Origin of the sequence: Solibacillus sp. FSL W7-1464 (assembly GCF_038004425.1) — a bacterium.
In the GTDB taxonomy this organism is placed as follows: Bacteria; Bacillota; Bacilli; order Bacillales_A; family Planococcaceae; genus Solibacillus.
Genome location: NZ_JBBORC010000001.1, coordinates 659,760 through 672,692, shown reverse-complemented (window position 1 = coordinate 672,692; position 12,933 = coordinate 659,760). Strand labels below are relative to the sequence as shown.

Annotated in this window: 8 protein-coding genes and 1 pseudogene; 1 reads left to right on the top strand and 8 read right to left on the bottom strand. The window is 37.3% G+C overall.

Features of this window, described 5'->3' with window-relative positions:
• Positions 1–440: 440 nt before the first annotated feature.
• Complete coding sequence (locus tag MKZ25_RS03235) at positions 441–1,781, top strand: S8 family peptidase (RefSeq protein WP_340800113.1); 1,341 nt, start codon at positions 441–443, stop codon at positions 1,779–1,781.
• A 100-nt stretch (positions 1,782–1,881) separates the two neighbouring features.
• Here the strand turns inward: MKZ25_RS03235 and MKZ25_RS03230 are convergent, their stop codons facing one another.
• From MKZ25_RS03230 to MKZ25_RS03195, 8 genes and pseudogenes are all read right to left on the bottom strand, one after another.
• Positions 1,882–4,176 carry a hypothetical protein gene (locus MKZ25_RS03230; RefSeq protein ID WP_340800112.1) on the bottom strand — a complete coding sequence of 765 codons (2,295 nt, stop codon included), beginning with the start codon at positions 4,174–4,176 and terminating at the stop codon, positions 1,882–1,884.
• A 436-nt stretch (positions 4,177–4,612) separates the two neighbouring features.
• Positions 4,613–5,099: pseudogene (tnpA, locus tag MKZ25_RS03225) on the bottom strand (IS200/IS605 family transposase).
• A gap of 336 nt (positions 5,100–5,435) precedes the next feature.
• The gene (gene tnpC, locus MKZ25_RS03220; protein WP_340732393.1) at positions 5,436–6,998 is read right to left on the bottom strand and encodes an IS66 family transposase; all 1,563 of its coding nucleotides are present in this window, start codon (positions 6,996–6,998) and stop codon (positions 5,436–5,438) included.
• Between the two features lie 53 nt (positions 6,999–7,051).
• Entirely contained in the window at positions 7,052–7,405 is a 354-nt protein-coding gene (gene tnpB / locus MKZ25_RS03215) for an IS66 family insertion sequence element accessory protein TnpB (RefSeq protein WP_340732394.1), read from the bottom strand.
• Positions 7,402–7,593, bottom strand: coding sequence for a hypothetical protein (locus MKZ25_RS03210; RefSeq protein ID WP_340718477.1), 192 nt, complete (start codon positions 7,591–7,593; stop codon positions 7,402–7,404). Before MKZ25_RS03210 ends, tnpB begins: the two co-directional genes overlap by 4 nt.
• Positions 7,594–7,744: 151 nt before the next feature.
• Positions 7,745–9,160 carry a putative Ig domain-containing protein gene (locus MKZ25_RS03205; RefSeq protein WP_340800111.1) on the bottom strand — a complete coding sequence of 472 codons (1,416 nt, stop codon included), beginning with the start codon at positions 9,158–9,160 and terminating at the stop codon, positions 7,745–7,747.
• A 15-nt stretch (positions 9,161–9,175) separates the two neighbouring features.
• Positions 9,176–9,970, bottom strand: a complete 795-nt coding sequence (locus MKZ25_RS03200; RefSeq protein WP_340800110.1) for a cohesin domain-containing protein — start codon at positions 9,968–9,970, stop codon at positions 9,176–9,178.
• A gap of 20 nt (positions 9,971–9,990) precedes the next feature.
• Positions 9,991–12,879 (bottom strand): Ig-like domain-containing protein, encoded by a 2,889-nt coding sequence (locus MKZ25_RS03195; RefSeq protein ID WP_340800109.1) that lies wholly within the window; start codon positions 12,877–12,879, stop codon positions 9,991–9,993.
• Between the last annotated feature and the right edge of the window lie 54 nt (positions 12,880–12,933).

The following is a 12,933-nucleotide window of genomic DNA, read 5'->3' as shown; positions in this document are numbered from 1 at the left end:
TTCGGTCACCTGCTAACGCAAATATCGAAGTAACGAATATTAACTATAGTTCATCGGAAAAACTTTAGATATTTACACAGGAATTAGTATGAGAGATTTTAATACTTCTCCAGTTGAATTAAACCAAATGAGGATTGCAAAGTGCTACAGGATAAAAACTATCAAAATGTACCTATATGAATTTTATATTGCAATAATAATTGAAAAAAACCTGCAATGTTCAAATTAATGAATCCGACAGGTTTTTTACACCACCTAAATTTTCAAGTTCCCTCCTGATACGGGAATTGCTATAATAAATTTGTATTAGTTAATCAAATTGGCTATATGACCATAAAAGTCCTCTTGTTACCTTTGGAAATATAAGAGATGGAATATATCGTAAGATCAATCATTCCTAGTATCCCTCCTATTTCCGTCAAATCAGAAAGGTGTTTTATATGTATAGATTGTTTGTTCTATCATTTCTATTTCTTAGCAGCTTATTAATTTACCCACTAGAAAGTGTTGCCCAAGTATTTTTAAGTAAAGGCAAAGTAGAGCAAATTCCAAGTGCCTCTGTAGAGTATTTAGGAAATGTAGACATCTCTATTATTACAACCAATGATTCCAGTCGTACCGTTAAGGAAAACAAACAGCTCTACCATGAAGATAGTACTCGAACTATTTCCAATACACCACATTCTTTGATTTACAATCAAAAATGGTATATTGATAATTACGATTTCAATTTCACATGGTCTTATGAACCGATAAGAAAAACAAAAGTAGCCATTATTGATACAGGAATAAGCGAAGAACTATTAAGAAAATCAAATATTACCCCCGGCAAAAATTTTATAAATCAAACCGAACAGCCAATTGATGACAATGGACACGGCACAGCCCTGGCGAGTATTATTTACGATATATCTGGACCTTATCCAATTGAAATAATTCCGCTTAAATCCGCCAATTCCAAAGGGTTATTAGATGTTTCATCAATAATAAAGGCCGTTGACTACGCTATTGAACTTGATGTTGACATAATTAATTTAAGTTTTGGTGCAAAATCACCACATGTTTTAGAACAACAAGCAATACAAAAGGCTATTGAAGCAGGCATAAATATTATTAGTTCTGTTGGAAATAGTGGAATGGAAGAATACTATTATCCTGCAGCCTACGAAAATGTTTTGGCAATAGGTTCCATTAACCAAGATCACGTACGCTCTTCTTTTTCTACAACCAATGATACTCTTGATTTTGTTGCACCGGGGGAGAAACTATTAGTACGTGATTATACTATGCTTGGTTCTAATAAAATCGTAAACGGGACTTCTTTTTCCAGTGCTTATTTTACTGGTCAATTAGCTTTACTTCATACGAATGTGCTTAATTATTCTTCGGAGCAGTTAAAAACTTTGACAACAGATTTAGGTATTCCAGGTTATGACAAAGAGTATGGCAATGGGTTTCTTAGGTCTGATTACTTATTAGAATCTCTGCGAGGTGAGAACTGGAAAACTATTGTTACATCAAATCCTATGAAATCGTGGAATATATCATTTTCTTTACCTGTAAACTCTGAAATTCCTTTAAATAAATATATTAAAATATATGATAATCAATTTCAGCAACAGCCGATATCCATTGAAATTATTGATTCAGCCACCCTTACTGTTACACCTATTATCCCTTTAGACCCAAGCGAGTATTGGTTAGTTGTTGATACAGAGTTTCAGTCCAGTAACGGTATGAAGTTAGCGCAACCCGCTATTAAAAAATTTATTATCAATTAAAAATTAAATTAGATTGTTCGCTATCTAAAAATGCACCTCATATATGAGGTGCATTTTTAGTATTAATACTCAATATTACAGATTAATTGATAGTAATGGTTTACCATTCAATTGTAGAACTAAATGGATTTCCATCTTCACTAACCCAATATTGGAAAGAATCCTGTGCTTCATTATACTTTTGCCCATAAGTGGCTCCAGTCTCTGTTGTTACTGGTGGCAATTCTATACTTAGCGCTTGTCTGGATGTTATGTTATCTTCAAGGTTAAAGGCAGTAACTATAATATTATCTAACGGAAAATAAACATTACGGCTCCAATCTTCGCCCTTTCTGAAATTATAAGAAACTTGATTATCACGATACCAAATTGAAATGGTAATATCATGTGCATTATTTAAAGCTTTAATTGCTTCTGATTGTGAAAGGTCCCCTAAAGCTCTGTGGATTTCACTTTCTGAATATGTTGTTTCCGTTAAACCACTGGTGAAATTCTCCAAAATGACTTGCATTTCCTTATCAATTGCCGCTGATAAAGGTTTTAACTGTCCTTGTCTAAACATATGCATTACTGAGTCTAAATTTTGCATAACTGTTTCTTTATCCGTTTGTTCCGGTAACGCCTCTACTTTCTCCTTGACGGCATTAATTTCTTCAATTGTAACATCAGGACGCAATTGATCCTCATAATTATAATCGTGACGGTCATCACGATAAAGTTTGTTTAGGGCTGTTGTTGCTTCATTATATTTTTCAATATCTGAAGCTAATCTTGTTTCAACATTCATTATAACTATTTTCATTTCTTCTACTGAGTTAAATACTCTTAATTCATTTAAAATATCATCTAATACAAATTTATAATAAGATTCTGCTCTATTAGTATATTCTTTTTTAATTTCACGAATTAATTCTCCCAGTCTATGATAATAATACTGTGCTGAAAAGCCGTCATTTTTATCGACTGGTTGCAGTTCCTCTTTATACCTTCTCAGTAAATTCAGGTTCACAGCGTCAGAACCATTATAATCTCCAATCATATCACTTGCTAATAAACCAGATTTAACATCTGTACTCTCGACATTAAAATGTACTGCATAAGTTTTCTCTTCGTCGAACTTAAAGTCTTTTCCAACTTTCACCTTTACTGTGGGAATACCATTTTCATCTTTTGTCAGTTGAGCTTTTTCTTCTGTCATCCAAAATGATGTTTCATCTGCAATATATAAATATTCAAGAATAAGTTCTTCACTATAGACACTTTTAATCGTCACTAAATCACCAGTCATTGTCGTTTCTGTTAAAGGAATATGAAATTGACTTTTAGAAAGTCGGAACGATTCTACAACTTTGTTATTTGCATCCACTTTATATACATGTAAATCTTTTAGGAACCACCAATTAATTTGTTGTCCTTCTGTGTAAATTTTGGTATTTTCAGAAACACTTTGACCTTCCGTCAGTAACTTTTGATTTTGGTCAACATATTCGTATCTAATAGTTGCATCATTTGCATTCGTTAAAGATAAGGTAAATAATCCGTACTTTTCTTTGACAGGCATCGGCTTCACAACAAAATATGATTCTTTCTCCTCTTCTTCCATATCAATATTGACATTGTCTTTCACCTCATCAATATTTTTAATGATTGTTCCAGGACTTACTTTTTCACCATGTGCAATCGTTTCACCGACTTTTACTGTTCCGCCTAACTCAATATTACTATTTTGAGCATTTGATTGCAGTTTGCCAATCGTACCCTCAGTTGTAATTTTCACCTCTTGCATCGTGTTTACTAGAACACTTTTAAAATTCCCTTTCCCGCTAATTGCAACAGGATTGTCAGTTTCAATAACAACATTGGCAATTGAAGCATTTAGTTCAACTTTTGTGACACCTTTTTCAATTTTCAGATTCGGTAAAACAGTGGTAGGTGACTCAAATACTGCACCTTCAGCTCTCACACTTAGCGTTTCGACTAGTGTTGAACCTCCCACGGCAAAGTGTACATAATCTTGACGAATTTCTACATAGGCCACGGTTGAGTCTGTAAATGTAATCTTTAAACGCGTACTCACCGCTGCAACCTCACGTAAATCTGTGATTGTTTCTGCAGTTTCCTGCGTTATGAGGTTTTCCATTTTCACCTTATTAACATTAAATTTATCTGTTACATTATTCGTCAATGTCACATTTCCTGTAACGATTAGATTTTCCAGACTGACCTGATCTGCATTAACAATCAATTCTGTAATTACTGCACCATCTGCATTAAGTATTCCCGCTTTATTAAGCGTTAATTTCTTTATTTCTTTAATTTCGTTATTTTGAACCGCAACTGTGACTTCAGCATTTGTTAATACCTGCTTATTTTCAGCATTAAAAAGACCCGACAATTCGGGTGTTGCACTATAAGCTTTGCCGGCGATTTCAATATAATTATCTGCTAGTGTAATAGTCCCTGTAACTTCACTTACTTCTTTATCTTCTTGGCTATTCTCTTCTTATACTATTTTTAAAAAATAGATTTCGTTTAGAGCCTACACCGTACATGCGACTTTCACCGCATACGGCGTTCCATCAGTATATATTTATTTCCCCATAATAATTATACCATTAATGTATAAATCTCACATGCCTTTTTCTGATTTTTCCAGGTAAATTACAGGGGATTATCTTTGAATAATTGGTATAAAAGCAATGAAAACATCCGTTACTTTTGACTCCCATTCTTTTTCTATTGTTTACTTTCCACAGTATATTATTAATAAAAACTACCAGTTGAACTGGTGGTTTTCTCTGCGCGTGAAACGCTGGGTTACTGACCCACGTCTAAAGACGCTCTGAAAGGTCTGCCAACCGCACTACGTTTCCGACTACCGCTAAAGCGGTGTACTTATTTTTTCTTCGATTTAGTTCTTCCCCTGTGAATGGGTCAATGAATTCTTTCATCGTCATTTGATCCTCCAGGAGATCTTTCTGCAATTGATTTTTTATATATTCCTGAATGACTTTTTGGTTTCTCCCTACTGTATCCACATAATATCCTCGACACCAAAATTTTCGGTTTCCATATTTATATTTCAAATTTGCACGTCGATCGAATATCATCGAACTGCTTTTCCCTTTGAGATACCCCACAAACGCAGATACACTAAGCTTCGGGGAATACTCACTAACATATGTATATGATCAGGACAAGCTGTAGCTTCAATGATTTCTACCCTTTTCTTTCACACAGTTGACGTAATATTTTACCGATATCCGCTTTTATTTTTCCGTAGATCATTCTTCTTCTATATTTTGGCGCAAACACGATGTAATACTTACAATTTCATGTTGTATGTGCTAAACTTTTATTATCCAATATTGGAGCTCCTTTCGTACGTAATGGTTGACCAGACCTGATTTAATTGTACGACTGGAGTATTTTTTTTGTCCATAGCTAAAAGCTTTTTGAACCCCCCGCATAGCAGGGGGTTTTCGTTTCCATAAAAAAAATCTCTAGCTATAAGATCTTCATCTTATAGCTAGAGGTTAATAGATTTTTTGAGATGTGGCTAAAGAACCGTAAGCCCGAAATATAAAAAATAGCGCACCTTCACGGTACGCACGACGAACGGCCAGCTAACTGAAATTTTTTTCAGTTAGCTGGCTATTTTGCACATGTGGCTTGAATATTTTCTGACCATGGCATGTAATTATGTAAAATCTCAGGTTGTTGATGAAACGATATATTAGGTAATTCCGTCATCAGCTTTACCAAGTACTGATAAAAATCAATTCCGTTTGCTTTGGCCGTTTCAGCCAAACTCAAACAAATGGCATTCGCATTAGCACCTGCTTCACTCACGGAGAAGAGCCAGTTTTTGCGACCAATGACATTTGGACGAATGGCATTTTCAGCGGGATTGTTATCAATGGCGACATACCCATTTTCAAGGAAAACCTTTAACTCCGATGAACGGCTTAATGTATATTCAGCTGCTTTCGCAATGGCATTTTTACCGAAGAAAGGCGAACGATCAATCCAATCCATAAATTCATCGACGATCGGTTTTGCTTCCTGTTGGCGAACTTGCACGCGCTCTTCCGGTGAAAGATGTTTGATTTTTCGTTCGATATGAAACAGCCGATCGCAATACTGCACGCCTATTCGTCCATTTTTACTATCGGCTTTTAGCCAATAACGGCGTACGTGAGCCCAACAGTTGGCGAATTGAACATGAGGTAATTGACCGTAAGCTGAATACCCATCACAGATCACAGTGCCTTTGAATCCCTTAATTAAATCTTCTAATACAGCGCGCCCTCGAGAAAGAGCGCTCTTAAATAGAACGATAATGGGACCTTCACTTTGTACACTGCGACATACCCAGTTATAAGCGTTTGATTGAGCTGGCTTTCCATCTGAACGCTTAATTATTTGTGCATAGGTTTCATCTATATGCAACACAGATTTTGCCGTTAATAATTGGTTCATCAAATTATAAAGCGGTTGAAGCCAATCCTCTGCCACACGTATTACCCAATTGGATAGATTTTTATCATTTGTATGTAGTCCATGGCGCTCCCATTCATTTACCTGACGGTAAAGAGGTAAGTACTGGATAAACTTATCGTAGATAAGCTTTGCCAAAACAGTAGGACCGGCAATGCTTCTTTGGATTGGACCTTGCGGTGCTTTACCTCGTTTAATTTGAGCTTTTAGTAGGGCATCGTTTTTACACGTTTTGCACTCATACACATGTTCAAAATGTTGCACACGCTTCAGGGAGGCTGGAATAAATTTTGCCTCTTCACGTATCAACGTTGAACTGAACTCTACCATCTCCCCAAGACAGCAGTCACAAGCTAAGTTGGCTGGGTGATGATGAATTTCTTCAATTTCTATATCCTCATGAAACGAGTCATTTCGTTTTTTATTTGTCTTTTTACGAGTAACCGTATAACTAACCGTTTCGGTGCTTTGTTCTTCTGTTTGCTCAGGTTCGTTAAAAGACGGATCGTCTTCAAATAATGAGCCTTGTCCATCTGGTGCTTGATACTTTGATTTTTCTGATTTAGAACCGTATAAAGCTTTTGTTAATTGGCGAATTTGTTCAGTCAATGCTTCAATTTGTTTGGTTAAATTTTTATTTTGTTCTTTTGTGTAGGCTAATTGTTCTTCCAATAATTGAATCACTTTTTCATTTGAAGCGTTTCCCAAATCATTCACCACATTTCGTTCAATTTAAGTTATGAATGATTATACCACTTAAAATAGGGCTATTAAAAGATACCTTTTGTAGATTTTGCAATCGCCTTTGGCTGTTGCAGAGATAATCCTTCTAATAACCAACGAAGCTCTTGTTGCGAAAGTTTGCGTACCTCATTTTCATCTTTTGGCCATTGTAATTTCCCATTATCTAATCGTTTATAAAGCATGGCGAAGCCATCTCCATCGAAATACAAACATTTATAACGATCCTTGCTCCATCCAGAAAACAGAAAGATAGAATCACTATACGGATCCAATTCGAAAGAATCTTGAATGAGCGTTGCGAGACCATCAATTCCTTTACGCATGTCTGTCTTGCCGCAGATGATGTAGATGTTTTGCACGCTCGTAAAATCCTGTTTCATCCCTTCAGCTCCTTCATAATGGTTTGGATAATGCGCTCATCTACGCCATTGAAGAAGGAAATTTCAGCCACAGCGGTTTTAATTACACAACTTGGCTCAGCAGTGTATTGAAGAGAATGATTCGAAGAAGTTTCAACTGGAAGAGGATCGAGTTTGACGGGAACAATGGTTAATTTGTTTTTAGACATAAATGGCACCTCCTTTGATTGATACATTTATCGTACCGGAGGTGCCTGCTGTTTTATATGCGTTGTTTGATTACGGGCTTACAAAGAACCTTCCTCTGTCTCATGAATAATTATAGTTGATCGTAAGAATTGCCTAGTATTCTGTTCATCACTAAAGCGGTTGCAATTTTGTCTCCAGCAAGTTACCATATCGGTCATATAGACGAATAACCACTGTAGAATCTTTGGCAAAACTAGTTGTTACATAACTAAACTGATTATTGCCGTCGTAATTATTTACTGGCAAATTATCAATTGTAATACGATACACACTTGGAGCGACATTCAATACAATTGTATGGATATTCATAAACTGAGTATAACGAACATCAATATTATTTATATAATCTTGACTCACAACATGTACTTCTACGCTTGTTTTAAATCCGCTATTTCCGACAGTGCCTTTTACAATCATTGTACCGATCTTTGATGTATCCACCTTTTCCCACACAACTTTTTCTTTACCTGTCGTTTTATCATTGTATGTTACCGTAACTTCGGTTGGTAATGCAGGAGTTTCATTTGGTTTGACATTCACAGGTGGAACCGGCTCTACTGATTTGATATTGGAGTCAATGACATCCAACGTAAATTGGCGATTCGATGTCTGATCTAACGCGTCTGTTACACGAATAGTAAATGTATACGATTTAGCAATTGTCGGTTTTCCTGTTATTTCACCCGTAGCGGCATCCAATTTCAAACCTGATGGCATTGACCCCGAAACGCGTGTAAATTTATAAGGTTCTCTGCCATGAACCCCTTCTAATTTAGCCGAGTACTCACTGTTCAAGACGGCTGAATCCAGTTCTTTTGCTTTAACGGCTAAAAAACTTGTCCGCTTGCCTGTGATAAAATCCAATATTTGCTGTGCATCGATTTGAGTTAGCGTACCATCACCATCCACATCAGCCGCTAATAAGGCCGATTGTTCTGTAATGCTATCTCCTTTAATATGCTGCAAAATTCTCAAAGCACCGGCAGCTGTCGGTTCATTTTGACCAAGCACATCACCGTATGGAATTTGGTGTTCAATCTTCCCGTCCAATCGATCCACGATGATTGCACGATTCTGATTTCCTTTGGCACTTAATGAATCAATTACAACAAATGCTTCACTGCCTTCTGTAAACTTGCTTGAAAGTGAAATTGTAATATAGCCAATTATATAATCGCTTCCGCTGATGGTCTGAGCTACATTCGTTGTCGATAAAATATCGAGCGTCAACTTATTGTTTTCAATTTTGCCAATCGTATTAAATGCAAAACCATCAAAAATACCATTTGGCTTGAAGCTTTTGATCGTAGCCGCCCCATCATTTGTTGGAATGCTGATTGTTGCCTGTAAAGATGTTAAATAGTTTGTTTTATGAAGTGTTACTGGCAATACGACTTCTTTGCCTATTGTGCGCACCTCTCCGACTTCCAAAGTGGAGGAAATGGCCGCGTGTGCAGGGACACTAGAAAATAATATAAAAAGCATCCCTAGAAAAGTCATTGCACGAATGATTAGCTGTTTTCTCAATTTCTATGTCCTCCCTTACTCCACCGTGAAAATATACCGAACGGGTTCTTCTAATTTTTCACCAGTCACCGATAGCAGCTGATCTGTAATTTCTAATGTGTACGTACCTCTAGCATACGTGCCTTTTGGTTTCACTTTGAACTCTGTATTACTGACATTGACGATGACAATTTCCACTGGTCGATTATAACGATCTTTTACGCTTACCGTATGTTCATTTAAAGAAGCTCTGTTATAGGCAGTACTCATTGTAATGGTCCATGGTTTCGCGTTATCGGCTTTATCCTGATTCGTTGATTCTTTCCCGTCAAACGGTTTAATCGCACCATCTACAATTGTTACCGCAATTTTCTTCCCATCTTCTCCGTAAAACTGCACATTTTCAAATTGAAGATCGATTGTTGAATCTTTTTTTGAAATCCGCCCTTTAAATGTTAAAACATTGCCATTAATCGTTAAGCCTGTATCATTGGCAAAGGCTGCCGATACTTTCCCGGCAGTCCCCCCGTTTGTTGAATTCAATATGAAGCCTGATAAAGCCTCACCGACAACTACTGACGAATCATTGACCGTTAGTTGTGTAGAATCGTATATAACATCAAACGAACCGCCTGCTATTTTCTCATCACTCTTCAAGTAAACGGCCAGGTCTACTATTGTCGCACGATTTTCATAAACTGTTGTTACTCCGAGAATCGGTTTTTCTTTTGCTTCGATTTTTGTAGTTGGAAGCCATACCAGTAACAGACTAAGTATGACTAAGATTTTTGTCATTTTTAATTTCATGTTTTTTGGCGCAAATATAAGCACCCTTCCCCTCCATTTCTATATTATTGTGCTGTAAATCGTAGTTGTTCAGGAGAATAATGATCTAATATCAGTGCAAAAGTTGCTGGATCTGATAATAGACGCTGGATTGAATAGAATCCAGGCGCTACTGGTGTTCCTGCCGTAAAATTAACCGGATAGCTGCTCGAAACACGCTCCAGTTCATTTCCGATCGCATCATATGCGATGACTTCCACATAATCTCTAATCGTCATCGTTGCTCTTAAGAATTTGAATTCCTCATAAGCTGTTACGATATTCGCCGGAAGCTGCACACCGTTAACACTAACATTAACCTTCGCAACTTGTGGATTAGCAGCGCTATTTGTTTTTACTGTCCCGACTGCCAAATTTCCAGTCATTGAAAAATCAACAGATTGAATATACCTACCCGGAACCACTATACCAATATTATTCATATCATATAAACCGTTCATAATACGATCGTAACGGTCATTATCACTTACTAAATCCGCAAGTGTTCTTATACCCTCTAATAAATCATTCTGTTTCAATACTTTCACCGTGACACTATCCGAGAAATTGCCATCTTCTGTAGTCACCGTAATCGATGCTTGCCCCACCCCAACAGGTGTCACAATACCGCTTGGATTCACCGTTACAACTGCTTCATTCGAGCTAATCCATGTGACCTTTTGATTAGCGGCATTCTTCGGATAAACCGTATGTGTAAGTGTTGCCTGATTTGGTTTAAAGCCCGGACCATCCACAGTGAATAATAACTCTTCACGATCCAACTCAACAGATGTCACATGGCCATTTGAACCAGAGCCAACCGTTACATTTACCGTATAGACATTTTGAGTCTCGCCATCGTGAGCCGTTACGAGCACTTGTACTTTTGCTGTGCCATCTGTATTGACTACAGTATTCAATACATCTACTTTCGCGTTCAGATAATCATCCGCACGTGCATCTACTTTTAATGTAGAAACACCACTTGTAGAGCTTGTTGCCGGTACAATATGATTGAAGTAATTTTTCACATTCGGATTGAAGCCAACAACCGGAATATCATTAATCGCTAAATAAATCAAATTCGCATTAGCTGAAACCGAGCGCTCGATTAACTGATCCTGCTTCCATCTCACTGGACCTCTCACTGTATAATCGCTATATTTTCCTTTTACTTCTAAAATATTAAATAACGAACCTTGGCTTTCTATCGTAATATTGCCCTTGCCTGTTAATAAAACTTTATGTCTGCCAGTTGCATGGAAATTATACTTACTATAGTCTTTTTCATAATTATAGAAACGGTCACTATGCGAACTGTGGTATTCGGCATTGCCTGTTTGCGTAAAGTTACCGGCAACTTCCAGCACCCCATCGGTTAAATGTGCCGTGTCACCCACTGCTTTTCCAAGGTAACTTTGCTGGCGAGCCATATGATTGCGCATGCTGGCCATTGTAAAGTCGCCGTGCACACGTACATAGTCCCCGTCACCTGGGCCGTATCCAGCAGGCAACGTATCCATCGAACCATTGACCATCGTTAACCAGCCATCAGTAATCGTATAGTCGCCAAAAATTTCAACCGTTCCATGATTGACATAAAGCTGGCCGCTTAGCTGCTTTACATTCCCTGTGCTGCCGATTCCATCATCGAAACCAACCTGTACAACACCGCCACCTACATTCAGTGACTTGTTATCTGTTAAGCCGCCATTTACTAATGGACCACCGTTAATTGTTAAATTCCCATTAACCTGCAGCTTTCCTTCTTGGACATTCAAATATCCTTTTTGAACCGCGTCCCATTTCACCGTGATTTGGCCTTTTTCTAAATTCACTAAACCTTCTTGTGAAAAGTCCTTATCCACTTCTACAGAATGACCTGCTAAACGTAAAAAACCGTGAATTTTTTGATTGTAATTGTTCACTTTTATTTCCGGGGCAGTAGCACCGCCGTAGTTTCCGTTAACAAAGACATTACCATCTTGTACAAATTCATTTGTTACGCGTAGCTGACTGTTGTTTAAGTTAACTGTCGAGCGTGATTGCTGTTTAAGATCTTTTGCAGTAATAACCCCACTCACTGCTCGCAGCTCTGAACAAGACTGCATGACTAAATCGCCGTTTACTGTTAAATCGTAGCCGTTTAAATCGACTTTTACATTGTCATGAATTAATAATCCGCTTGGTTCCACAACATCTTGCGTTAAAGTCCAATCGCTAAATACTTCACGTCCCGAAAAATTCTGCGCCGGTAAACTTAGTTTTAATAAAACATCCTTTAAAAATGCCGCATTTGGTGAATGTGTATAGTTACCACCTGTCAATGTTGCAATTTCTGTTAAAAACGGTACGTCTGCATACAGTGGATCTCCGAAACTAATTGTATGAATCGTAATATCTTCTTCGTAGGCATCTGCAGCCAGCTTTTTCGAAACTTCATTATATATTGAGTTTCCAACCGTCATAATAACAATAATTTTGTCATTACTAGCACTATTTTTCGATAGTTCGTCTACCGCTTTTTCTAAGCCCTTACTTAAATCATTTGCCATGTCAGGGTTAATATCTGTTCGAAATTCTTTTAACTTATTTTTAGCTTGTACGATATTGCTTGTTAAGGCTAACTCCTTTGTTACCCCACCGCCAAATCCTACGAGACCAAAGCGATCTTTGTCGGATGCTTGATCCATCAAGGATAATACTTCTGTCACACGACTGTATTCTGGATCATGTTGTTGAATATCCGGTGTATCTTGAATTACAAAAACAATATCGCGCCCTTGCTCAATTGTACAACTTAAATTTGAATAATCATATGCCGCGTTAGCAGCTTGTTGAGGCGTACTAACCGTTGTCACATTCAAAGAAAACAATAATACAAACGCAACAACGATTTTCATATATATCTTCATTTTCCAACTTCCTTTCCGATATAAAAATAGATTCGTGACGAACGGATGATAGAT